This is a genomic window from Pantoea alfalfae, from assembly GCF_019880205.1.
GTDB classification, from domain to species: Bacteria; Pseudomonadota; Gammaproteobacteria; order Enterobacterales; family Enterobacteriaceae; genus Pantoea; species Pantoea alfalfae.
This window is the reverse complement of record NZ_CP082292.1, coordinates 263,505-286,775: the sequence shown is the minus strand read 5'-3', so window position 1 is coordinate 286,775 and position 23,271 is coordinate 263,505. Positions and strand designations below refer to the sequence as shown.

Sequence of the window (23,271 nt, the reverse complement as noted above, 5' to 3'; positions counted from 1 at the left end):
AACCGACTTATCCCTGAATGCCGTAATGTTCCAGCATCGCATCAAGCTGCGGCTCACGGCCACGGAAGCGTTTGAACAGCTCCATCGGCTCCTCAGAACCGCCACGTGTCAGGATGTTATCCAGGAACGACTGACCGGTTTCACGGTTGAAGATGCCCTCTTCTTCAAAGCGGGAGTAAGCATCTGCCGCCAGCACATCTGCCCACAGATAACTGTAGTAACCCGCCGCATAGCCACCGGCAAAGATATGGCTGAAAGCGTGTGGGAAACGGCCCCACTCCGGACTCGGAACAACCGCTACGCGGCTTTTCACTTCGCGCAGGGTTTCCAGAATCTGCGCGCCTTTCTCCGGATTAAACTCGGTATGCAGACGGAAATCGAACAGGCCGAACTCCAGCTGACGCAGGATAAACAGCGCGGCCTGGTAGTTCTTGGCGGCCAGCATTTTATCCAGCAACGCTTTCGGCAGCGGTTCACCGGTCTCAAAGTGACCCGAGATAAACGCCAGCGCATCCGGTTCCCAGCACCAGTTTTCCATGAACTGGCTTGGCAGTTCGACCGCATCCCACGGCACACCGCTGATACCGGAAACGCCAGGCGCTTCGATGCGGGTCAGCATGTGGTGCAGGCCGTGACCAAACTCATGGAACAGGGTAATCACTTCGTCATGGGTGAAGAGCGCAGGTTTGCCTTTCACCGGACGGTTAAAGTTACAGGTCAGGTAAGCAACGGGCTTCTGCAGGCTGCCATCGGCTTTACGCATCTGGCCCACGCAGTCATCCATCCAGGCACCACCACGTTTGTGCTCGCGGGCGTAGAGGTCGAGATAGAAGCTGCCGCGCAGTTCACCGGTTTCATCAAACAGATCGAAGAACTTCACGTCAGGATGATAAACCTCAACGTCGGTACGCTGCTTCGCAGTGATACCGTAAATGCGTTTCACCACTTCGAACAGACCGGCGACCGCGCGCGCTTCCGGGAAGTAAGGGCGCAACTGCTCATCGCTGATGGTGTAGAGATGCTGCTTCTGCTTTTCACCGTAATAAGTGAGATCCCAAGGATTCAGCTGCTCAACGCCATGCTCTTTCTGCGCGAAAGCGCGCAGCTGCTCCAGCTCTTTTTCACCCTGCGGACGCGCACGTTCAGCCAGGTCATTAAGGAAGTCGATGACCTGAGAGGGGCTTTGCGCCATTTTGGTCGCCAGCGATTTATCCGCGTAGGAGTCGAAGCCCAGCAGCTGAGCCAGCTCGTGACGCAGCGCCAGTTCTTCCGCCATGATGGGGCCATTGTCCCATTTACCGGCGTTCGGTCCCTGATCGGAGGCGCGTGTCGCATAGGCGCGATACATCTCTTCGCGCAGCGCCGCGTTGTCGCAGTAGGTCATGACTGGCAGGTAGCTTGGAATATCCAGCGTCAGCAGCCAGCCTTCCTGCTCTTTAGCTTCAGCCTGGGCTTTTGCCGCCGCCAGTGCGCTTTCCGGCATACCGGCCAGCTCGCTTTCATCGGTGATCAGCTTGCTCCAGCCCATAGTGGCATCGAGCACGTTGTTGCTGTAAGCCGAACCCAGCTCAGAGAGGCGCGCGGCGATTTCACCATAGCGCTGCTGTTTATCTTTTGGCAGACCAATACCGGAGAGTTCGAAATCACGCAGGGCGTTATCAACCGCTTTCTTCTGCGCCAGATCCAGTGCCGCGTATTGATCGCCCTCTTTCAGGTTGCGATACGCCTGATACAGCCCTTCATGCTGACCGACCCAGGTGCTGTATTCGGAGAGCAGCGGCAGCGTCTGTTCATAAGCTTCACGCAGCTCCGGGCTGTTTTTTACCGAATTAAGATGGCTGACCGGGGAGAATATACGGCTCAGGCGATCGTCGGTTTCCGCCAGCGGCTGAACCAGGTTATCCCAGGTATAGGGCGCACCCTGCGCCACAACTTTTTCGACTTCTGCGCGGCATTGGCTCAGCACTTCCGTCACGGCAGGCACCACATGTTCAGGCTGGATGGCAGAAAAAGGGGGAAGCGTAAAAGATGTCAGTAGCGGATTGGTCATAGCGCAGTCCTTTATCGATGTATGGGGCGCAGCGGGTCGCGCAACGCAATCTAAGTAACATGCGGCTTAGTGTAGTGAAAATCAATGGGGGTCAGGATGAGGTGGGGAAGAAACACGCGAATGGCTACCCGAAAGCCCGCTGCTTTTAAACCATGACAGCGATTATGGCGGGCGCGTCGGGCAGCTTTCTGCGTTTGCATGCGTGTAACAGGATGCCGCGCCCTGTCATCCCGATTTGTTATCACGCTTCTGGCCCATCGCCAGGCCATCCCTGATATAATCGCGGATTCTCATGCTTTTCCTGCGTCGGTTGCTGTGCGTCGTTCTGTGGGTAATACGTGAGGTAATAATTGGTATAAATTGATTTTCCATCAATTAAAACCTTATACATTCAACAGGATAAACAATGCTGAGTTATCGCCATAGCTTCCATGCGGGCAACCACGCCGACGTGCTGAAGCATACCGTTCTGAGCCTGATCATCACGGCGCTGAAAGAGAAAGAGAAACCGTTTTTCTACCTGGATACCCATGCGGGTGCAGGTCGCTACCAGTTGAGCGGCGAGCACGCCGAGCGTACCGGTGAATATCTGGAAGGCATCTCGCGCATCTGGCAACAGCCCGATGCACCGGAACTGCTGCAACCCTATTTTGACGCGATCGGTGCGCTGAATCGTGGCCCCTCGCTGCGCTACTATCCGGGTTCCCCGCTGATTGCCCGTCATCTGCTGCGTGAAGATGACCGACTGCAACTCACCGAGCTGCACTCCAGCGACTATCCGCTGCTGCGCAATGAATTCAGCAAAGATAACCGCGCGCGCGTCGACCGTGCCGACGGTTATCAGCAGTTGAAATCGAAACTGCCACCGCCGTCGCGTCGCGGTCTGGTGCTGATTGACCCGCCTTATGAGATGAAAAGCGACTACCAGGCGGTGGTGAAAGGCATTCAGGAAGGCCATAAACGGTTTGGCACCGGCGTCTTTGCGCTGTGGTATCCGGTGGTGTTGCGTCAGCAGATCAAACACATGCTGCGCGACCTGGAAGCAACCGGCATCCGCAATATCCTGCAGATCGAACTGGCCGCCCGTCCGGACAGCGATCAGCGCGGCATGACCGCCTCCGGCATGATCGTGATTAACCCGCCGTGGAAGCTGGCCCAGCAGATGAATACTCTGCTGCCATGGCTGCACAAAAAACTGGTTCCGGCTGGTACCGGTCACTTCGTGGTGAACCAGATCGTTCCTGAATAAAACGATTATGTGGATTCTGCTGGCAGGCGCACTGGGCGCGCTGCAACCCGCCCGGCGGCTGGCGCTACTGTTGTTAGCGCTCGCCGCGCTGCTGGGGTTTTATCACGACGTCCTGACGTGGCCGGTGCTGCCACTGCTGGCCGGGATTGCGGCACTGGTCGCGCTGCGCCGCTTTGACCCAATCCGTTCCCGGCAGCATATTCTGAGTGAAGCGTTGCTGGTGCTGATGTCGCTGGGATTGTTCCTCCATCTTTTTCCGGGCTTTCACAATCCCCTCGTCGTCGATGAGGTAAAGGCAGGCGCACAGAGCCTGCCATTCAGTTTCTCCTTCAACTTCGATAAAGCGCTGATCCCCTTTGTACTGCTGGCCTGCCTGCCCACGCTGTTCCGCGCCCGCGCCTGCCCGCCACGTTATCCGTGGATCGCTGCGCTGGCATTAATCGCCGCCGTGCCGCTGCTGCTGGGTAGCGCCGTGCTGCTGGGCGGCCTGGCCGTGGAGCCTCATTTTCCGCCCTGGCTGCCCGTGTTTATGCTGGCGAACCTGTTCTTTGTCTCACTGACCGAAGAGGCGCTGTTCCGCGGCTATCTGCAACAGCGGCTGAGGGATGCGCTGGGCGGGATGCCCGCGCTGGTAATCAGCGCGCTGGTGTTCGGGCTGGCGCATGCAACCGGCGGCGTGCTGCTGGTGGTTTTCGCGACGCTGGCCGGGCTGCTTTATGGTCTGGCGTGGCACTGGAGCGGCCGCTTATGGCTGGCGACCGCCCTGCACTTCGCTCTGAATATTACCCATCTGCTGCTGTTTACCTATCCGGCTCTGCATCACTAAACCGTAAATACCGCCAGGTCCGAGGCCAGCTCGGTGCAGGGGAAAATGGTCTGGCACTCCGCCAGCAGGCGGCTCATGTCCTTTGCCAGATAGCGGGAGCTGAAATGGGTGGCGATCATCCGCTTTGCCCCGGCACGCTTTGCCACCTCCGCCGCCTGCAGGGTTGTGGAGTGCCCGCGCCCGTTGGCTTTCTCCATCATCGCCGCCTCCAGCGTGGTTTCATGCACCATCAGGTCAACATCTGCCGCCAGTTGCAGCGCGACCTCCGTGGGTGCCGTATCGCCAAAGATGGCCAGCTTTTTGCCGGGTGTCGCCGGGCCAAGGTAGTCAGCCCCGTTGACCACCCGCCCATCCTCCAGCGTCACACATTCTCCCTGCTTCAGCTGCTGGAACCACGGTCCGCGGGGCACCCCTTCGGCTTTCAGCCGCCCGGCATCCAGCAGGCCGGGTTTGTCGTGCTGTTCAATGCGATAGCCATAGCACTCCACCGGATGGCTCAGCGGCCAGGCACTGATACGAAACTCACCGTCATCCAGCGTCCAGCCCGCCTCAATTTCAACGATGTTCAGCAGATAGTCGGTATAGGAGCCGCTGATCGACAGCGCCGTCTCAACAAAGGTCTTTAATCCTCTGGGCCCATAAACCGTCATCGGTGAGGTCAGTCCGGCCATAGACCGGCTGGTGAGTAAGCCCGGCAGCCCAAAAATATGATCGCCATGCAGATGGGTAATAAAAATCTTTTCCAGCTTGCCCGGTTTCAGGCTGGAGCGCATAAACTGTAACTGTGTGCCCTCGCCGCAGTCGAACAGCCAGGTTTCACCACTCAGCGCACGGGTAAAAGCAATGGAGGTCACGTTGCGTTGCAGACTGGGAGCACCGCCGCCGGTGCCAAGAAAAGTAAGGTGCATGGTATGCTTCCCTGTAAGCGAGTGAAAAAACAGAACCCTATTACAATCATAGGCGCAAACTTTGCGTCATTTCGACCCGCAGCGTTACACTCAACCCCAATTTTTTATGCAACCGGATGGATACTTCAATGACCCGACATTTCGACTATCTCGCCATTGGCGGCGGCAGCGGCGGCATCGCCTCGATTAACCGTGCGGCTATGTATGGCCAGAAATGCGCCCTGATTGAAGCAAAAGAGCTGGGTGGCACCTGCGTGAACGTAGGTTGCGTGCCGAAAAAAATCATGTGGCACGCCGCGCAAATCGCCGAAGCTATCCATCTCTACGGGCCAGATTATGGCTTCGACACCACCGTCAATCGCTTCGACTGGGCCACGCTGGTCAAAAACCGCAGCGCCTATATCGATCGCATCCACAGCTCTTATGACAACGTGCTGGGTAAAAACAAAGTAGAAGTGATCAAAGGCTTTGCCCGCTTTGTCGATGCGCACAGCGTTGAGGTCAACGGCGAGATTATTACGGCTAACCACATTCTGATCGCCACTGGCGGTCGCCCGGTTCACCCTTCTATTCCGGGTGCGGAGTACGGCATCGATTCTGACGGCTTTTTCGAGCTGGACGCGCTGCCTAAACGCACCGCGGTTGTCGGCGCGGGCTACATCGCGGTCGAACTGGCGGGCGTGGTGAATGCGCTGGGATCGGAAACCCACCTGTTCGTGCGTAAACACGCGCCGCTGCGCAGCTTCGACCCGCTGCTCACCGAGACGCTGGTCGAAGTGATGAACACTGAAGGCCCGGCGCTGCACACCGAAGCCATTCCTAAGGCTGTGATCAAAAACAGCGATGGCAGCCTGACGCTGCAGCTGGAAAATGGCAGCGACTATACTGTGGATTGCCTTGTCTGGGCGATTGGCCGTGAGCCTGAAACGGACAACCTCAATATTCAGGCTGCGGGCGTGGCGCTGAACGATAAAGGCTATATCAGCGTCGATAAATTCCAGAACACCAATGTGTCAGGCGTCTACGCTGTGGGCGACAACACCGGTGCGGTTGAGCTGACGCCGGTTGCGGTGGCCGCGGGCCGTCGTCTCTCTGAGCGTCTGTTTAACAACAAGCCGGACGAGCATCTGGATTACAGCAACGTGCCGACCGTGGTGTTCAGCCATCCGCCGATTGGCACCGTAGGATTGACCGAGCCGCAGGCGCGCGAACAGTATGGTGATGACCAGGTGAAGGTTTATAAATCGTCGTTTACCGCGATGTACACCGCGGTCACCCAGCATCGTCAGCCGTGCCGCATGAAGCTGGTCTGTGTGGGTGCCGATGAGAAGATCGTCGGCATTCACGGCATCGGATTCGGTATGGATGAGATGCTGCAGGGCTTCGCCGTGGCGCTGAAAATGGGCGCGACCAAGAAAGACTTCGATAACACCGTGGCGATCCACCCGACCGCAGCGGAAGAGTTTGTGACGATGCGTTAACCCGCACCGGGCTTCGGAAACAAAACAGGCGACTTAAGGTCGCCTGTTTTTTTATACCGCATTCACATCCGCTTTCTGACTGTGCAGTGCAGAACCGCGTCAGTGCAACTTAGCTTACGCGATCCAGCCAGCGTACATACGCCTGATCCCACAACGCCGCAGGCGTTCCCGCTTTACCAAGACCGAATCCATGTCCGCCTTTGCTGATCTGAATCAGCTCAACCGGCACGCGGTTACGGCGACAGGTGTCGCGCATCAGTTCGGTGTTAAACGGATTGGAGGTGTGATCGTCCTCGGCCTGCGCCAGAAACGTCGGCGGATATTGCCGGGTCACGAAGTTCTGCACTGACCAGTTCGCCTCATCCTGCGGCGTGGCATTTTTGCCGACCATCATCAGATGCGTGTTGGTGTGCTGATAAGGCGCTTCCAGGGTGATGACCGGATAGATCAGGCCGACGCTATCGACTTTCGGCACCACTTCATCCAGCGGATCGATGGCCGGATAAGATTCAAAGTCTGGCCGCGCCGCCGCCAGCCCCAGCAGATGTCCGCCTGCCGAGAAGCCCAGCACATGCACCTTACGCTCAAAAGAGCGCACCAGCCGGATGGCGCGCTGCGCATCCTGCAAGGGGGCCAGCCGCCCCGCCTGCCACTTCTCATGCGGTAACCGGTAGCTGAGCACATAAGCGGTATAGCCACTGGCGTTCAGCCAGCGCGCCACCGGCCAGGCTTCACGTCCCATGCCGATCCAGCGATAACCGCCGCCAGCGGCGATTAATACCGCTTCGCCATTGGGATTTTCCGGTTTAAAGCGCTGAATCGCCGGGCTGACGATATTTGACCAGGAACCGCTGCTGTTAATATGCAACTGGCCGGATGGGCCGCCGCCGCCGGGCGGATCGTCCGGCCAGAGGGGAATAATGTCATCACGGGCAAATAATTTGCCGGTGGTCATGGAGAGCCCGAGCGCTCCCGTGCCGAGAATAAAGCGTCGACGCGTAATCATAATGCCTGTTGTGTGATGCCAGAGTAATGAGCAAGCCATTGCGGCAGGCTACCGAAGAATGAACAGATGCAAGTCTGGTGCCATGGATGGCGATTATGTACGCAATGGCCCCTGAAAAGCCATAAAAAAACGCGCCCGTCAGGCGCGTTATTATCTTATCCGGCGGGCTTAATCTTCCTGCTGGAATTGTGCCATCACGGCCTGTTCACACTGCTGTTCGTTGACGCGCAGTTTGGCCCGCTCATCGTCGCCAAGTTGCAGCCAGGCACTGGCCACTTCACGCGCAGACTCTTCATCAAATTCCGGCTGATTCATCGCCGATGGTGACTGGCCGCCCGCCACGGTCGATTTCATTTGCTCGACATAGTGATCCGCCGTGGCGACTTTTTTCTCACCGCTGACAATGTGGCACAACTGGCTGGCATAGATATTCTGTTCAGTATCAGCGTCATCCGCTGCCAGCGCGCTGCCGGAGGCAAGGAGGCTTAGCAGCACTATCTGAGTCACTTTCATTTTTAACTCCTGTTCGTTCGGGTTAAACCTTGCGCTGAAGGGCTTCGAGGCGCCTCTGACGCCAGTTCAGCAGCGGCGTCACCGTGGTGCCGTGAACCACCACGCTGCAGACCACCAGCGTTAACGCTATATTCGTCATAATTTCCATCTGCGGGCCTTGCATACCGTGCGTCCAGGCATAGGCGATGTAGTTCAGGCTACCAATCCCCCGGATGCCCAGCCAGCCGATCAGCAGGCGCTGCCCCAGCGGCAGTCCGGCGCGCAGCGTCACCAGCCAGACGGCCAGCGGTCGTACTACGGCAAACAGCACCAGGCCAATCAGCACGCCGTAGATGTTCCAGTGCTGCGCCAGTGTGACGCCCAGCACCACCATCATGCCAGCCGCCAGTAAACGTTCAATAGTATCGCCAAAAGAGAGCGCGTCGCCTACTACAAACCCAATCGACTTCACCATATTGTTGTTGCCCTGATGCGCCAGGCGTATGTTGGGATTCACCAGCGCCTCAGAGGGCAACACGCGCTCATCGTCAGAGAGATCGTCCGGCTGATGGCGACGGAACACGCCCAGCTCGGCGCGGCGTAATCCCAGTCCTGCGGCAAAGGCGGCCAGGAAACCGGAGGCGCCCAGCCCTTCTACCAGTGAATAACTGAGGGCTATCAGCGCCAGCGCCAGAAAATCATTGGGTGCGACGTCGCCATTGGCATTGCGCAGTCGGGTCGCCAGCAGGCCGATCAACTGCCCTAGCACATAACCAATAGTCAAACCGCCGCCAATCGCCCAGAGCACCTCGACCGCCCCCCAGTGGGCCAGCATCGCACCATTCAGGCTCTCGCCATTGAACAGCAGCAGCGCCAGTATCAGCAGCGGCAGCGCGGAGCCATCGTTCATGCCCGCTTCGCTGGAGATCGCCACGCGCAGCGAATCATCATCCTGCGCATCGTTGACCGAGATTAAGCTCGCCAGCACCGGATCGGTCGGCGCCACTATCGCACCAAATGCCAGCGCAATCGGCCAGTCTAATCCCACCAGGAAATGCGCCAGCAGGGTCATCGCGGCGACGGTGAACAGCATGGCAGGAAACGCCAGTTTCAGCCCGGTTTGCCAGCAGTTATTCTGCAGTGGCAGACGCAGCTTAAGTCCGGTGATAAACAGCGAGGCCGCCATGGTGATTTCGGTGATATGGGCCACCGCTTCGGAATGGGTCACGATATCGACGTGGATGAGGTCAAATCCCCAGGGGCCGCAGAGAATGCCCGCAATCAGAAACAGACCAAATGAGGTAACTGGCCCCCGGTGAATCCAACCGGCAGCCAGCGACATCAGCAGCAAGAGGCCGCCCGTCGCTGCTGTCCAGGCTAAAAAGTTCATAACACTCCAGAATATTTCGGGTTTATGAATAAGCCTGGCACATTTTTTGACGGGCGCGATGTCAGTTTTTCAGGTGACGACTGGCGAAGCGAACCGCCAGCGCGGCGGCACCGGCCAGGGTGGCGAGCGCAACCACGCCATTCCAGCCCCAGTGCGCCAGCGCCAGACTCCCCACTGCCGCACCGGTAGCCATACCGATAAACACCACGGTAAACAGCAGCGCATTCAGGCGGCTGCGCGCTTCGGGTGCCAGGCCATAGACCAGTGTCTGATGCGCCACCAGCGTGGCCTGCACCCCTAAATCAAAGCCGATGGTGCAGAGGACAATCAGCGCCAGCTGCGCGGGCATGGGCAGCAGCGGCAGCAGAAACATCAGTGCAAAAGAGATCGTCACCAGCGCGGCACCGGCCTGCGTAACCCTTGCCGGGCCAATGCGGTCAGCGAAACTGCCCGCCAGCGGGGCTGCCATGGCACCTGCTGCACCGGCTAAACCAAAGGCACCGGCCACCGCACTGTCCAGATGAAAGCGGTCGCTGAGCATCAACGCCAGCGTTGACCAGAAGGCGCTGAAGGCGACAGAAAGCAGACCCTGAGCCAGCGCAGCCCGGCGCAGCGTCTGATGGTGACGCCACAGATGCACCAGCGACAGCAACAGGCGCGGATAGCTCACCGAAGAGCCCGGCGCGAAGCGCGGCAACACCCGCCACAGCGTCAGCGTAATCAGCAGCACCGCCAGGGCGGCGATCATATACATGGTGCGCCAGCCGAAATACTCTGCCACCACCCCGCTGACCACCCGCGACAGTAGGATGCCCACCAGCAGCCCGGTCATCACCGTGCCGACTGTTTTACCCCGGCTGCGTTCCGGCGCCAGCGCCGCCGACGCGGGCACAATGTCCTGCGCCACGGTGGCGGTCAGCCCGGTGATAAAACTGGCAACCAGCAGCGCGCTGAGTCCGCCGGAAAAACCACACAGCAACAGCGCCGCGACCAGCAGTAACCCTTTGATAAAGATAATGGTGCGACGATCATGACGATCGCCCAGCGGGGCCAGCAGCAGAATACCCAGCGCATAGCCCGCCTGGGTCAGCATCGGCACCATGCCGACTGCGCCGATACCCGCATTAAACTGCTTACTGATGATATCCAGCATCGGCTGGCTGTAGTAAATCGATGCGACGCTGAGCCCGGCTCCGGCGGCCAGGGTAAACACCAGCGGTGTGGAGAGCGATTCATTTTGCGTCTGAGTCTGTATGGCTGACATGCTGTAATCCTCATCATTTCGTCACATCATTAAAGCGCATCACGGTTATACGCGGTAGACTGACATCAGGCAAAACCGTTATGCGTGGTACGTATGAACAACCCTAACAGCAGCGATCGCATCGACCTGATGCAGACGTTTATCCGTATTGTCGAGAGTGGCAGCTTGTCCGCCGCCGCGGCCCAGCTCGGCACGACACAGCCTACCGTCAGCCGTCGCTTGCAGACCCTGGAGCAGCGGCTGGGCCTCAAGCTGATCCTGCGCACCACCCATGCGCTGAAGCTCACCGATGATGGCGAACGCTGCTACGCCCGGGCACGGCAGCTGCTGGCGACCTGGCATGCGCTGGAAGATGAGCTGACCGGCGCCAGCGATGACCCGGTCGGTACGCTGCGGGTTCGTGCGCCGCACGCCTTTGGTCAGGATCAGCTGATCGCGCCGCTGGTGGACTATCTGCACCGCTATCCCCGCCTCAATATCGAGTGGATGCTGAATGACCGCACGCCCGACTTTATGGCGGAGAACGTGGACTGCGCCATTCAGGTCGGTGCGCCCACCGATCCTTCGGTCGTGGCGATTCTGTTAGCCGAAGTGCCACGCATTGTGGTGGCGGCCCCGCACCTGCTGGCGCAGCATCCGTCGATTGAACAGGTGGAACAGCTGCGCGATTTGCCGTGGCTGGCGCTGACCAGCTTTTACCGTAATGAAGTGGCGTTGCAGAAGATTGACGACGGCCAGCCGGTGAACCTGGCGATTACGCCCCGGCTGAGCAGCGACAGTTTATATGCGGTGCGCAAAGCGGCGCTGGCCGGGATGGGCGCGGCGATTGTCTCCTCGTGGGCGGTACAGGACGATTTAGCGGATGGCAGTCTGGTTCAGCTGATGCCCGCCTGGCAGGCCCCGCCGCTGCCGGTGTGGCTGACTTATCCCTGGGCGAGTTACTACCCGGCCAGGCTGCAACACTTTTTTGCCATGATCAAAGAGGTGATGCCGCAGCTGGCGGGCACGCGTCCGGCCTCACAGCCAGCGGGTCGTTCAGGGGGAGCAGAGCGGAAAGGGTAAAACAGGCGCCCGCCTCAGCGGGCCGCCAGAGAGGTTACTTCGGTTTTTTATCGCTGCGCGACATCTGATCCAGCCAGCCCATCACAAAGGCGGAGAGCACAAAGGTCAGGTGGATAATCACGTACCACATCAGCTTGTCGTTTTCGACGTTGCGCGCTTCCATAAACACCCGCAGCAGGTGGATCGAGGAGATGGCGACAATGGAGGCGGCGACTTTGTTTTTCAGCGAGCCGGAGTCCATCTTGCCCAGCCAGCTCAGCTTCTCTTTATCTTCGTCGATATCGAGCCTGGAGATGAAGTTCTCATAACCCGACAGCATCACCATCACCAGCAGGCCGCCAACCAGCGTCATATCCACCAGCGACAGCAGCAGCAGGATCAGATCGTTTTCCGCAATGCTGAAAATGTTGGGCAGCAGGTGGAAAATTTCCTGGAAAAATTTAATGGTCAGCGCCAGTAATCCCAGCGAAAGTCCAATGTAAACCGGGGCCAGCAACCAGCGCGATGCATACATCAGGTTTTCGGTAAAACGTTCCATACAATCCCACGAATAATCAAACAGGTCCGGGAGTATAACCGATCAACTGTGAAGTTATTTCAGCCCTTCGTCAGAAATTTCAGGGACCGGCGGCAGTGGCAGCGAGAGACGAAATGCCGCACCCCCTTCGGGTCGGTTTTCGGCCCAGATCTGACCGCCGTGGCTCTCGATAATGGTTTTACAGATTGCCAGACCCAGCCCGACGCCCGGCACCGCCGACTCTTTGTCGCCCCGCCAGAATTTATCGAATATCCGGCTTAAGTCGTCTTCGGCAATGCCCGGTCCGCTATCCCAGACCGCAATCTCCAGTCGTGATGCGGCACGCCAGGCGCGAATGCCGCGTGGTGCGCTGTTACCGGCATACTTCAGGCTGTTCTCAATCAGGTTAGTGAAAACGCGTTCCAGCAGCGTACTATCGCCTTTGATCAGCACGATATCGTCCGGCAGATCGAGCTGAACCTCATGCCCTTTCAGCGACGGTGCCATGCTGCTCAGCGCCCCGCCGATCACCTCTTCCAGCGCCAGCCACTCCTCACGCAGGTTGAGGCCACCCGACTGAATGCGCGCCATATCCAGCATATTGCTCACCAGCCGGATAGTGCTCAGCGTCTGCTCGCGGATCTGGCTGGCCTGCGGCACATATTTTGAGTTGTCGCTGGCCAGATCGAGCATCAGCATTTCCGCCTGACCAAACAGCACGGTCAGCGGGGTGCGCAGGTCGTGCGACAGCGCCGACAGCAGCGCATTGCGCAGCTGTTCCCGCTCTGCCGAGAGACGGGAGGCTGCCTCGCTGTGCGACAGCGCCATCCGCTCCAGCGCATTGGCAATCAGTACCGTAAAGGTTTCCACCAGCCGCTGCTGTTCGGGGATCATCAACTGACGCAGGTTCTGCGGCTCCACCACCAGCAAACCACGGCAGTGCGCGCCACTTTTCAGCGGCAGGATCTGATAGGGCACCGCCGGTAAGGTATCGGTGCCCGCACCCGCAGGCTGGCCTTTGCTGTAACTCCATTTCGCAATCGCACGATCCGGCTCACTGGCCGGTAACGCCTCGCCCACCGGTTGCAGCTCGCCCTGCTCATCCGGCAGCAGCAGCAGGCAGCGCGCCTGTAACGTGGCATCCAGCACACGCTGGCTGGTGGCGGCAATATCCTGCGGCGTCAGCGCGCTGCCCAGCGATTTCGCCATCTCATAGAGCTGGCGCGCCCGCTGTTCGCGGTAGCGCGCCACCCGCGCCTGATAGCGCACCCCGGCCGTGAGATTGCCGACAATGACGCCCACCGCCAGCATCACGCCAAAGGTCACCAGATATTGCAGATCGGAGACCGCCACCGTGCCGGTGGGGGCCACAAAGAAGAGGTCAAAGGCGATGATGTTCATCACCGTAGCGATCACCGACGGCCAGCGGCCATAGCGCAGCGCCACGATCACGACCGCCAGCAGGTAGATCATCACACAGTTGGCGGGATCGAAATTGATCAGCACAGACTGTCCGGCTGCGGTGACGACGATGCAGAGCACCAGCGCCATCATCACGCCACGCAGCTGAATGCGCCATTTTTCACTGGTGACGCGGCCATCCGGCAGCGGATGCGGCGCATCCTTCAGCGGCTCATCCAGTGCGACGACCAGCAGGTCGAGATCGGGGCCAAGCTGACCCAGACGTTCGGCAAAACTGTCACGCCGCCAGCGCCGCTGCGGGCGACGGCCAGTGACGATTTTACCCAGGTTGTGTTCGCGGGCGTAGCCCAGCACCGCTTCCGCTTCATCCGGTTCCGAGAGCGTGGCGGTTTCTGCGCCCAGCTCCTGCGCCAGCTGTAAGGTACGCAGAATCGCCCGTCGCCGCGCTTCCGGCAGCCGGTTAAGCCGCGGCGTTTCGACATAGACCGCGTGCCATTCACTGCCGAGCCGTGCTGCCAGCCGGGCGGCGGTGCGCACCAGCTTTTCACTGCCGCTGTCGTCACCAATACAGAGCAGAATGGCATCGCGGGTGTGCCAGACGCGATCCCGTCCCTGCTGATCGCGCCAGGCGCGCATCTGGTCATCCACCCGATCGGCGGTGCGACGCAGGGCCAGCTCACGCAGGGCGAACAGGTTACCTTTGCGGAAAAAGTTTTCGATGGCGCGTTCTGCGCGGTCACCAATGTAGACTTTGCCCTCTTTCAGCCGCTGCCGCAGATCGTCGGGCGGCAGATCGACCAGCACCACTTCATCGGCGCTGTCGAAAAAGGGATCGGGCACGGTTTCGCGCACCTGAATGCCGGTGACGCCGCCGACCACATCGTTGAGGCTCTCAAGATGCTGTACGTTGACGGTGGTCAGTACATCGATGCCCGCTTCCAGCAACTCCTCAATATCCTGCCAGCGCTTGGGATGGCGCGAGCCCTGCACGTTGGTGTGCGCCAGCTCATCCATCAGGATCACCGCCGGATGGCGGGCCAGCGCAGCATCAAGATCAAACTCCGCATGACGCGAGCGGCCGGTTGCGCGCCGCGGCAGCAGGGTTAAGCCTGTCAGCAGCTGCGCGGTTTCCGGCCGGTCGTGGGTCTCTACCACGCCGATCAGCACATCCAGACCCTGCGCACGCAGCCGCTGTGCCTCCTGCAGCATGGCGTAGGTTTTGCCCACGCCCGCACAGGCACCAAAGTAAATCTTCAGCTGTCCGCGATGACTCTCGCGGTTAGCCTGCAGCAGCGCGTCGGGATCGGGACGCTGGGGTTCGTGGTTCATCGCTTCCTTTACACCATTACAGTTCGTTGAGCGCTATATTCAGCTGCAACACATTGAGGGTCGGTGTGCCGAGGAAGGGCAGCAGCGGACGATGCGTCATCTTTTCAATCAGCGCCTCGACCTGTGCCACCGGCACCTTGCGGCTGGCAGCGACACGCAGAGCCTGCCACAGTGCAGCCTGAGGCGAAATATCCGGGTCCAGCCCGCTGGCGGAAGCAGTCACCAGCTCAACCGGCACGGCGGCCGCTGCCTGGGGATTGGCGGCCCGCAGAACAGCGATGCGGTCGGCCACCGCTTTATCCAGCGCCGGGTTGCTGGCGGCCAGATTACTGCCGCCCGAGGCCAGCGGGTTATAGGCTTTATCACTGGTGGCTGAAGGACGCCCCCAGAAATAGCCGGGCTGGGTAAAGTTCTGCCCAATCAGCGCAGATCCGTGCGCCACGCCCTCCTCCTCCAGCAGCGAGCCATTGGCCTGGGCCGGAAAAAGCCACTGCGCCAGCCCGGTGGTGAGGAAAGGATAAACCACGCCGGTCACAAGCGTAAGCAACAACAACAGTAAAATTGCCGGACGTAACTGACTCATTTTTTTCTCCTCAGGCCATGCCTGAAAGCACTAACAGCAGATCGATCGCTTTGATGCCGACAAACGGCACCAGCAGGCCACCCAGACCGTAAATCAGCAGGTTGCGGCGCAGCAGCGCAGCAGCACTCAGCGGGCGGTAGCTGACGCCTTTCAGGGCCAGCGGGATCAGGAAGATAATCACCAGGGCGTTAAAGATCACTGCCGACAGAATCGCGCTGGCGGGCGAGTGCAGCTGCATCACGTTCAGCATGTTGAGCTGCGGATAGGTGGCCGCAAACGCCGCCGGAATGATGGCGAAATATTTCGCCACGTCGTTGGCGATACTGAAGGTGGTCAGGGAACCGCGCGTCATCAGCATCTGTTTACCGATGTGCACCACTTCCAGCAGCTTGGTCGGGTTCGAGTCGAGATCGACCATGTTGCCCGCCTCTTTCGCCGCCTGGGTACCGGAGTTCATCGCCACCGCCACATCCGCCTGCGCCAGGGCAGGCGCATCGTTGGTGCCGTCGCCGGTCATCGCCACTAACCGTCCTTCTGCCTGATACTGGCGGATCAGCGCCAGTTTGGCTTCCGGCGTCGCCTCTGACAGGAAGTCATCCACGCCCGCTTCCGCCGCAATGGCCGCGGCGGTCAGCGGGTTATCGCCGGTGATCATCACCGTTTTAATGCCCATTTTGCGCAGTTCGGCAAAGCGTTCTTTGATGCCGCCCTTCACGATATCTTTCAGCGCCACCACGCCCAGCACGTTCGCGCCCTCTGACACCACCAGTGGCGTGCCGCCACTGCGTGCCACCTCTTCCACCTGCGCATTGACCTCGGCAGGGAAACGGCCATGGTTCGCTTCAATATGACGACGTACCGCATCGACCGCACCCTTGCGGATCAACCGGTCCTGCACGTTTACGCCACTCATGCGGGTCTGGGCTGAGAACGGAATAAAGCTGGCGCCCATGCTGCTGAGATCGCGTTCACGCAGATTAAAGCGCTGCTTCGCCAGCACCACGATGCTGCGGCCTTCAGGTGTCTCATCGGCCAGCGAGGCGAGCTGCGCGGCGTCGGCCAGTTGCTCTTCGCTGACGCCCGGCGCGGGCAGGAACTGGGTCGCCTGACGGTTACCCAGCGTGATGGTGCCGGTTTTGTCCAGCATCAGCACATCCACATCGCCTGCGGCTTCCACCGCACGTCCGCTGGTCGCAATGACGTTCGCACCCAGCATACGGCTCATCCCCGCCACCCCAATCGCCGACAACAGCCCGCCGATAGTGGTGGGGATCAGACAGACCAGCAGCGCCACCAGTACGGTGATGCTGACCGGCTTGCCGCCCCAGGCCGAGAACGGCCAGAGCGTGACGGTCGCCAGCAGGAACACGATAGTCAGCGACACCAGCAGGATGGTCAGGGCAATCTCATTCGGGGTTTTGCGACGTTTCGCACCTTCCACCATGGCGATCATCCGGTCAAGGAAGGTTTCACCCGGGTTGGCGCTACAGGTAATGACCAGCCAGTCAGAGAGAATACGCGTACCGCCCGTGACGGAGGCGAAGTCACCGCCTGACTCACGGATCACCGGTGCAGATTCACCGGTAATGGCGCTCTCATCCACGGAGGCACCACCCTCTATCACTTCACCGTCGCAGGGAATAATGTCGCCCGCTTCGACCAGCACCGCGTCGCCTTTGCGCAGCGCATCGGCACTGACCTGCTGCCACTCCGCGCCATAACGCGCCGCTGACAGTTTTTTGGCAAAGCTGGTCTTTTTCACTCCTTTCAGGCTGCTCGCCTGGGCTTTACTGCGCCCTTCAGCCAGCGCCTCCGCCAGGTTGGCGAACAGCACGGTGAACCAGAGCCAGAGCGCAATCGCGCCGGTAAAACTGGCGCTGCCGCTGATGCGGCCAGACAGCATGGCCAGCGCCAGTAGCGTAGTCAGCACGCTGCCGAGCCAGACCACAAACATCACCGGGTTACGGAACTGTACCCGGGGATCGAGCTTTTTCACCGCATCCCAGGCCGAGGTACGCAGCAGCGCTGCGTCAAATAATGCCTGTTGTTGACGACTCATGAGGATTGTCCCTGAACAAGTTGCAGATGCTCAGCCACCGGGCCCAGCGCCAGAGCAGGAATAAAGGTCAGTGCACCCACCAGCAGCACCGTGCCGATCAGCAGGGCAATAAACAGCGGACCGTGGGTTGGCAGCGTGCCGTTACCTACCGGCTGCACTTTTTTCACCGCCATCGCACCGGCTATCGCCATCACCGGAATGATGATGCCGAAGCGGCCCAGCAGCATGCAGACCGCCAGTAACAGGTTCCAGAACGGCGTGTTAGCACTCAGCCCGGCGAAGGCGCTGCCGTTGTTGTTGGCCGCCGAGGAGACGGCGTAGAGCACTTCGCTGAAGCCATGAATGCCGGGGTTCGCCATTGCACTGCGGCCAGCGTCGGTCATCATCGCCAGCGCGGTGCCGATCAGCACCAGCGCCGGGGTGACCAGAATCGCCAGCGCGGTCATCTTCATCTCCCAGACGTCGATTTTTTTGCCCAGGAATTCCGGGGTACGACCGATCATCAGCCCGGCGATAAACACCGCCAGCAGCACAAACAGCAGCATGCCGTAGAGACCGGCACCGACGCCGCCAAACACCACTTCGCCCAGCTGCATCAGCCACATCGGCACCATGCCACCCAGCGCAGTAAAGGAGTCGTGCATGGCATTCACCGCACCGCAGGAGGCCGCGGTGGTAATGACCGCGAACAGGCTGCTGTTAAGAATGCCAAAGCGCGTCTCTTTGCCTTCCATGTTGACGGCGCTGTCGGCCCCCAGCTGGAGGAAATGCGGGTTGCCCTGCAGTTCGGCCCACATGACGACCGATACCGCCGCGACAAACATCAGCGTCATCGCCCACAGCAGCATGTGGCCCTGACGACGATCGCGTACGCTTTCGCCAAACGCGAAGCAGAGCGCCGCCGGGATCAGAAAGATGCTCAGCATCTGCACCAGGTTGGTCAGCACCGTCGGGTTTTCAAATGGATGGGAGGAGTTGGCGTTAAAGAAGCCGCCACCGTTGGTGCCCAGCATTTTGATCGCTTCCTGCGACGCCACCGGTCCCATCGACAGCGTCTGCTGCACGCCTTCCAGCGTGGTGAAGCTGTGATAAGGTGCGAAGTTCTGGATGCTGCCCTGACTGACAAAGAACAGCGCCACCAGCAGGCTGATCGGCAGTAAGACATAGAGCGTGATGCGCGTCAGGTCGCGCCAGGCGTTACCCAGGGTCGCAGCGCTGCGGTTAGCGAAGCCACGGATCAGCGCAAACGCCACGGCGATCCCGGTTGCGGCTGAGAGGAAGTTCTGCACCGTCAGGCCCACCATCTGACTGAAATAGCTCAGGGTGCTTTCGCCGCTGTAGGATTGCCAGTTGGTGTTGGTGACGAAGCTCACGGCGGTGTTCAGCGCCAGATGCCAGCTCAGGCCAGGCAGCTGCTGCGGATTCAGCGGCAGCGCGCCCTGCATCAGCAATATTGCCAGCAGCACCACGAAACCCAGCGCATTAAACAGCAGAATCGCCAGCAGGTAGTGCGGCCAGCGCATGTCCGATTGCTGCGCGCCCAGCAGTCGCCACAGCGGCGCTTCCAGCCGGGCAAACACCGGCTTGTCGGCCACTAACGCGGCCAGGCCCCGGCCAAGCGGCTGCGCCAGCACCATCAGCAGCACCAGATAAAATGCGATGAGTAAAAAAGCATTGGCCGCCATCAGAAAGCCTCCGCATTTAACAGGGCATAGATCAGATAGCCCAGTAACAACACCACCAGCACAATGCCGGTTATTACGCCCACGCTCACAGGAACCTCCAGAGGATTGGATTTATGGCGTAGCTTGCGCGGAGGCGTATAAAGAAGGGGTTAAAATGCAGCGGGCGGGCGTAAAAATAGTGTAAAAATGGCGAAAAATCAGGCGACTTCCAGCGCCCAGATACGATTGAGATCGACGTTACCCCATAGTGCACTGTCCTCTGCGCCCACAATACTGTCGGTGCAGAAACTGTCGCCGAGGTCGAGCTCCTCCGGTTTCACTTCGCGCTGGGCGTGCAGCGACCAGAAGACATGCACACAGGGGCGCATCAGCGATTTTTCGCCTGCCTTTACCACCAGCGCCACCCGGCCGGAAGCCAGACGCACCAGCGAACCTACCGGATAGATGCCGATGGTTCGCACGAAGGTGTGCAGCAGGCCCGGATCGAAATGGCCGCGCCAGCTCAGCATCTGGTGCATCGCCTCTGCCGGTGTCCAGCCGTTGCGATAGGAGCGGGTTGAGGTGACAGCATCGTAGACATCACACACCGCTGCCATCCGGGCGTAGAACGAAATCGCTTCCCCTTTCAGACGGTGCGGGTAGCCACTGCCATCATATTTTTCATGATGATGCAGGGCGATATCGAGCAAATCGTCATCGGCGTCGGCTTCAATCAGCATCTGCGTGCCCACCACCGGATGCTCGCGCATCACCCTGAACTCCTCTTCCGTCAGCTTGCCCGCTTTGTTCAGGATCGCCAGCGGCACAGCGGCTTTGCCGACATCATGCAGTAAACCGCCCATGCCCACCCGACGCAGCTGCTGCTCATCCAGCCCGAGTTTTTTACCCAGTGCAATCATCAGCCCGCAGACCGCCATGGAGTGCAGATAGGTGTAGTCATCATGATTTTTCAGCCGCGCCACGCTGAGCATCGCTGAGGGTTCACGCGTGATCGAGCCGGCGATGTCATCCACCAGATCCATCATATAATCAAGCTTCAGGCCGTTACCCAGCCGCGCTTCGTTGAACATCGCCAGTACTTTCGGTTTGCCCTGCTGAAAGATCAGCTGTGCCTGGTCCAGTTCCTGAAAAAATGGGGTACGCCCAATGGTTCTTTTCGCGATCGAGGTGGCGATCGGCGCCTGCACAGATCGATCGAGGTCGATCCAGAGCTGGCGGATCCCTTCACTGCGTAACGTGGCGATTTGTCGTGGATCGGTGATCAGCATCTGATTATGAATGCGCTCGTCCTTTATCCACCAGACCTCCAGCTTGTGGATAAACATCCCAGGGCGCAGTTCATCAATGGTAATCAGCTTTATCACGCTATCACTCCTTACGATCAGCGGGTGGTAAGGTGATATCGGCAGCTGGACAAATATTCTTCAGGCTGTTTTGTGCGGAGGCGGCGCGCGGGCGAGTGGTCAGAGGAGAAGCATCCTGTCTCACGCTCTGCCCATCATGGTTAAGTCATTGTTGCCGTTAGACTACGCGGGTCAGCACCGGCTCGCCACGGGCAAACGCCAGCATGTTCTCAAACACCAGGCCGGCCATCGCCGCCATGGTTTCGCGGGTGCTGCTGGCGATATGTGGCGTAATCACCACATTGTCGCGCGGGCGCAGGGCGTCAGGGACATGCGGCTCCTGTTCAAACACATCCAGCCCGGCACCGGCGATCTGCCCGGTTTCCAGCGCATCCACCAGCGCCTGCTGATCCACCACGCTGCCGCGCGCGATGTTAATCAGATAACCCTGCGGGCCCAGCGCCTGCAGCACGTCTGCGTTAATGATATGGCGCGTTGCGGCACCGCCTGGCAGCGTGAGCACCAGAAAATCGGCCTGCTGCGCCAGCGCCACCAGGCTCTCATGCCGGGTATAGGGCACGTCAGGACGTGAACGCGGGTTGTAGTAGTGAATCTGCATACCAAACGCCTGCGCGCGCCTGGCTACCGCCTGGCCGATATTGCCCAGCCCGACGATACCGCACACCTTGCCGCCGATTTTGCTGCTCAGCGGAAAGCGGCCCTGCGTCCAGTGCCCGGCGCGTGTGAAGCGATCGGCCTCACTGATGCGGCGCGCCACATCCAGCAGCAGCGCCATGCCCAGATCCGCGACGCAATCATTGAGCACCTCCGGCGTGTTGGTCACCACAATGCCGCGCGATCGGGCGGCTTCCGTATCAATGCTGTCATACCCGACGCCGTTACTGCAGATCGCTTTGAGGTTGGGCAATGCCGCGATCAGTGCGGCGGATGCCCCCATTACCGCGTTGCCGCTGGTGACCAGTATGTCGATGGCAGCACCCTGTTCAGCCAGAAAAGCGCTCTCATCGTCCGCCTCCCACAGCCGGAACGCGGTGAACGTCTTTTCAATGTTCTCTATCAGCTGCGGCGGCAGGAATTTCCCTCTGATCAGCACCTTACATTGCTTTAATGCCATCTTCTTTCTCCTGATTGTTATAGGATGCCGGGCGATCGGTCTCTTCGCCCACGCGTTCAATCGGTCCCATCACCAGCAGGAACAGCAGCGCCGCAACCACGCAGTGTGCCGCCACAAACGCCAGCCCGATGCTGTAGCTGCCGGTCAGCCCGACGATGATGCCGAACAGCAGCGGCGTGGTGAAACCGGCAATGTTGCCAATGCCGTTAAAAATGGCACCCGCCAGACCCACTGCCTCTTTCGGTGCGGTGTCGCTGATCACTGTCCAGGTGCCTGCGCCCGCCGCGATGCCTTTGCCGAAAAAGGCGAAGGACATAATGGCGATGATGCCGCCGTTACCGGGAATAATCGCCGCCAGCACCAGGCTCGACGCCATCAGCATGCCGACGATATAGGGGGTTTTACGCGCCCAGGAGACGCTCCAGCCCCGGGCGATTAATTTATCTGACAGGTAACCGCCGCTGATCCCGCCGAGAAAACCAAACAGCGCCGGAGCAACGGTGGCGAAGCCCGCCTCCATAATGTTCATGCCGCGCGCCTGCACCAGATAGATCGGGAACCAGGTAATGAAGAAGTAGCTGAGCGCGATGATGCAGTACTGGCCAAGATAGGCGCACCAGAGCATGCGATTAGTGAGCAGCTTTCTGAACATCGCTTTGCTGACCGGTGGTCGGGCCTTCAGGGTCTGCGCCGCGTCGATATCCACCATCGCGCCGCCATTAATGATGTGGCGCAGTTCACTTTCCGACACGCCGGGATGGTTGCGCGGCTCGCGCATCCAGGCTGCCCAGACAAACACCGCCAGCAGGCCGATGCCGCCCAGCACAAAGAACGGCCACTCCCAGCCGAAGCGCGACACCAGCCAGCCTGACAGCGGTGAGAAGATGGCGACGGCAAAATATTGCGCCGAACTGAACAGCGATGATGCCCGGCCCCGCTCAGCGCCAGGGAACCACATAATCACCACGCGCGCATTGGCGGGAAAGCTGGGTGCCTCAATGAGTCCCAGCATAAAGCGCAGACCAAACATCAGCATCAGCGCGCCGGTCATACCGCTGGAGAACTCACCCACAAATCCCATCGCCAGCGTCGAGACCGACCAGAGCGCCAGCGTGACGCCATACACTTTTTTGGCTCCGAAGCGGTCAAGGAACAGTCCGCCGGGGATCTGACCGATGACATAGGCCCAGCTGAAGGCAGAGAGGATCAGTCCCAGCTGGATCGCTGACAGGCCGAACTCCTCTTTGATCGCCGATCCGGAGATCGAGAGGATCGAACGGTCGGCATAAGCCACGACCGACAGAAACAGGATCAGGCAGAGGATCCCGATGCGGACATGGGTGGTCCGTTGAGGCGTTACATCTTTAGGCATGAGCTGAATTCCTTAAAAAGCGGCAGGTTGTGCCACAAGGTTTTTTTCAGGAATAACGCTGAGATTTCCCGCTTCTGGAAATATAGATAGGAGGCTAA

19 protein-coding genes are annotated in these 23,271 nt (G+C 59.6%); 4 read left to right on the top strand and 15 right to left on the bottom strand.

The window, feature by feature from the left end; genetic code table 11:
- Window positions 1–7: 7 nt before the first annotated feature.
- Window positions 8–2,050: an oligopeptidase A gene (gene prlC / locus K6R05_RS01315; RefSeq protein ID WP_161734112.1), complete on the bottom strand. Its 2,043-nt coding sequence runs from the start codon at window positions 2,048–2,050 to the stop codon at window positions 8–10.
- Between the two features lie 406 nt (window positions 2,051–2,456).
- Here prlC and K6R05_RS01310 point away from each other — a divergent pair, with 406 nt between their 5' ends.
- Window positions 2,457–3,299 (top strand): 23S rRNA (adenine(2030)-N(6))-methyltransferase RlmJ, encoded by an 843-nt coding sequence (locus K6R05_RS01310; RefSeq protein WP_161734110.1) that lies wholly within the window; start codon window positions 2,457–2,459, stop codon window positions 3,297–3,299.
- 7 nt (window positions 3,300–3,306) lie between these two features.
- A complete protein-coding gene (locus K6R05_RS01305; RefSeq protein ID WP_161734108.1) occupies window positions 3,307–4,125 on the top strand; it encodes a CPBP family intramembrane glutamic endopeptidase in 819 nt (272 codons plus the stop codon).
- On the opposite strand, the gene rnz is transcribed toward K6R05_RS01305, so the two are convergent.
- Window positions 4,122–5,033 (bottom strand): ribonuclease Z, encoded by a 912-nt coding sequence (gene rnz / locus K6R05_RS01300; RefSeq protein WP_161734106.1) that lies wholly within the window; start codon window positions 5,031–5,033, stop codon window positions 4,122–4,124. The two genes, K6R05_RS01305 and rnz, sit on opposite strands and share 4 nt — an antisense overlap.
- A gap of 128 nt (window positions 5,034–5,161) precedes the next feature.
- Between rnz and gorA the strand changes: the two genes are divergently transcribed.
- Window positions 5,162–6,514, top strand: coding sequence for a glutathione-disulfide reductase (gorA, locus tag K6R05_RS01295; protein WP_161734104.1), 1,353 nt, complete (start codon window positions 5,162–5,164; stop codon window positions 6,512–6,514).
- A gap of 109 nt (window positions 6,515–6,623) precedes the next feature.
- Here the strand turns inward: gorA and K6R05_RS01290 are convergent, their stop codons facing one another.
- The 4 genes from K6R05_RS01290 to K6R05_RS01275 form a co-directional block, all read right to left on the bottom strand.
- Window positions 6,624–7,520: an alpha/beta hydrolase gene (locus K6R05_RS01290; RefSeq protein ID WP_161734102.1), complete on the bottom strand. Its 897-nt coding sequence runs from the start codon at window positions 7,518–7,520 to the stop codon at window positions 6,624–6,626.
- A gap of 168 nt (window positions 7,521–7,688) precedes the next feature.
- Complete coding sequence (locus tag K6R05_RS01285) at window positions 7,689–8,033, bottom strand: hypothetical protein (RefSeq protein ID WP_222924872.1); 345 nt, start codon at window positions 8,031–8,033, stop codon at window positions 7,689–7,691.
- 22 nt (window positions 8,034–8,055) lie between these two features.
- Entirely contained in the window at window positions 8,056–9,402 is a 1,347-nt protein-coding gene (locus K6R05_RS01280; protein WP_222924871.1) for a cation:proton antiporter, read from the bottom strand.
- A gap of 61 nt (window positions 9,403–9,463) precedes the next feature.
- The gene (locus tag K6R05_RS01275) at window positions 9,464–10,666 is read right to left on the bottom strand and encodes an MFS transporter (protein ID WP_222924870.1); all 1,203 of its coding nucleotides are present in this window, start codon (window positions 10,664–10,666) and stop codon (window positions 9,464–9,466) included.
- Window positions 10,667–10,759: 93 nt separating this feature from the next.
- Between K6R05_RS01275 and K6R05_RS01270 the strand changes: the two genes are divergently transcribed.
- Window positions 10,760–11,728, top strand: a complete 969-nt coding sequence (locus K6R05_RS01270) for a LysR family transcriptional regulator (RefSeq protein ID WP_222924869.1) — start codon at window positions 10,760–10,762, stop codon at window positions 11,726–11,728.
- A 34-nt stretch (window positions 11,729–11,762) separates the two neighbouring features.
- Here K6R05_RS01270 and K6R05_RS01265 read toward each other — a convergent pair whose 3' ends face one another.
- The 9 genes from K6R05_RS01265 to K6R05_RS01225 form a co-directional block, all read right to left on the bottom strand.
- Window positions 11,763–12,266: a TIGR00645 family protein gene (locus K6R05_RS01265; RefSeq protein ID WP_222924868.1), complete on the bottom strand. Its 504-nt coding sequence runs from the start codon at window positions 12,264–12,266 to the stop codon at window positions 11,763–11,765.
- 54 nt (window positions 12,267–12,320) lie between these two features.
- A complete protein-coding gene (gene kdpD / locus K6R05_RS01260; RefSeq protein ID WP_161734094.1) occupies window positions 12,321–14,996 on the bottom strand; it encodes a two-component system sensor histidine kinase KdpD in 2,676 nt (891 codons plus the stop codon).
- A 16-nt stretch (window positions 14,997–15,012) separates the two neighbouring features.
- A complete protein-coding gene (gene kdpC / locus K6R05_RS01255) occupies window positions 15,013–15,579 on the bottom strand; it encodes a potassium-transporting ATPase subunit KdpC (protein ID WP_222924867.1) in 567 nt (188 codons plus the stop codon).
- Between the two features lie 10 nt (window positions 15,580–15,589).
- Complete coding sequence (kdpB, locus tag K6R05_RS01250; protein WP_161734090.1) at window positions 15,590–17,638, bottom strand: potassium-transporting ATPase subunit KdpB; 2,049 nt, start codon at window positions 17,636–17,638, stop codon at window positions 15,590–15,592.
- Window positions 17,635–19,323 carry a potassium-transporting ATPase subunit KdpA gene (kdpA, locus tag K6R05_RS01245; protein ID WP_222924866.1) on the bottom strand — a complete coding sequence of 563 codons (1,689 nt, stop codon included), beginning with the start codon at window positions 19,321–19,323 and terminating at the stop codon, window positions 17,635–17,637. Before kdpA ends, kdpB begins: the two co-directional genes overlap by 4 nt.
- Window positions 19,323–19,412: a K(+)-transporting ATPase subunit F gene (gene kdpF / locus K6R05_RS01240; RefSeq protein WP_010253443.1), complete on the bottom strand. Its 90-nt coding sequence runs from the start codon at window positions 19,410–19,412 to the stop codon at window positions 19,323–19,325. Before kdpF ends, kdpA begins: the two co-directional genes overlap by 1 nt.
- 108 nt (window positions 19,413–19,520) lie before the next feature.
- Window positions 19,521–20,687 carry an HD-GYP domain-containing protein gene (locus K6R05_RS01235; RefSeq protein WP_161734086.1) on the bottom strand — a complete coding sequence of 389 codons (1,167 nt, stop codon included), beginning with the start codon at window positions 20,685–20,687 and terminating at the stop codon, window positions 19,521–19,523.
- A gap of 157 nt (window positions 20,688–20,844) precedes the next feature.
- A complete protein-coding gene (locus K6R05_RS01230) occupies window positions 20,845–21,801 on the bottom strand; it encodes a 2-hydroxyacid dehydrogenase (protein ID WP_222924865.1) in 957 nt (318 codons plus the stop codon).
- Entirely contained in the window at window positions 21,782–23,173 is a 1,392-nt protein-coding gene (locus tag K6R05_RS01225; RefSeq protein WP_161734082.1) for an MFS transporter, read from the bottom strand. The genes K6R05_RS01230 and K6R05_RS01225 overlap by 20 nt, the downstream gene beginning before the upstream one ends.
- Window positions 23,174–23,271 lie beyond the last annotated feature (98 nt).

Bases quoted from the DNA above. Each gene is read 5' to 3' on its own strand.
- prlC (WP_161734112.1), bottom strand. From the start codon at position 2,050: ATGACCAATCCGCTACTGACATCTTTTACGCTTCCCCCTTTTTCTGCC.
- K6R05_RS01310 (WP_161734110.1), top strand. From the start codon at position 2,457: ATGCTGAGTTATCGCCATAGCTTCCATGCGGGCAACCACGCCGACGTG.
- K6R05_RS01305 (WP_161734108.1), top strand. From the start codon at position 3,307: ATGTGGATTCTGCTGGCAGGCGCACTGGGCGCGCTGCAACCCGCCCGG.
- rnz (WP_161734106.1), bottom strand. From the start codon at position 5,033: ATGCACCTTACTTTTCTTGGCACCGGCGGCGGTGCTCCCAGTCTGCAA.
- gorA (WP_161734104.1), top strand. From the start codon at position 5,162: ATGACCCGACATTTCGACTATCTCGCCATTGGCGGCGGCAGCGGCGGC.
- K6R05_RS01290 (WP_161734102.1), bottom strand. From the start codon at position 7,520: ATGATTACGCGTCGACGCTTTATTCTCGGCACGGGAGCGCTCGGGCTC.
- K6R05_RS01285 (WP_222924872.1), bottom strand. From the start codon at position 8,033: ATGAAAGTGACTCAGATAGTGCTGCTAAGCCTCCTTGCCTCCGGCAGC.
- K6R05_RS01280 (WP_222924871.1), bottom strand. From the start codon at position 9,402: ATGAACTTTTTAGCCTGGACAGCAGCGACGGGCGGCCTCTTGCTGCTG.
- K6R05_RS01275 (WP_222924870.1), bottom strand. From the start codon at position 10,666: ATGTCAGCCATACAGACTCAGACGCAAAATGAATCGCTCTCCACACCG.
- K6R05_RS01270 (WP_222924869.1), top strand. From the start codon at position 10,760: ATGAACAACCCTAACAGCAGCGATCGCATCGACCTGATGCAGACGTTT.
- K6R05_RS01265 (WP_222924868.1), bottom strand. From the start codon at position 12,266: ATGGAACGTTTTACCGAAAACCTGATGTATGCATCGCGCTGGTTGCTG.
- kdpD (WP_161734094.1), bottom strand. From the start codon at position 14,996: ATGAACCACGAACCCCAGCGTCCCGATCCCGACGCGCTGCTGCAGGCT.
- kdpC (WP_222924867.1), bottom strand. From the start codon at position 15,579: ATGAGTCAGTTACGTCCGGCAATTTTACTGTTGTTGTTGCTTACGCTT.
- kdpB (WP_161734090.1), bottom strand. From the start codon at position 17,638: ATGAGTCGTCAACAACAGGCATTATTTGACGCAGCGCTGCTGCGTACC.
- kdpA (WP_222924866.1), bottom strand. From the start codon at position 19,323: ATGGCGGCCAATGCTTTTTTACTCATCGCATTTTATCTGGTGCTGCTG.
- K6R05_RS01230 (WP_222924865.1), bottom strand. From the start codon at position 21,801: ATGGCATTAAAGCAATGTAAGGTGCTGATCAGAGGGAAATTCCTGCCG.
- K6R05_RS01225 (WP_161734082.1), bottom strand. From the start codon at position 23,173: ATGCCTAAAGATGTAACGCCTCAACGGACCACCCATGTCCGCATCGGG.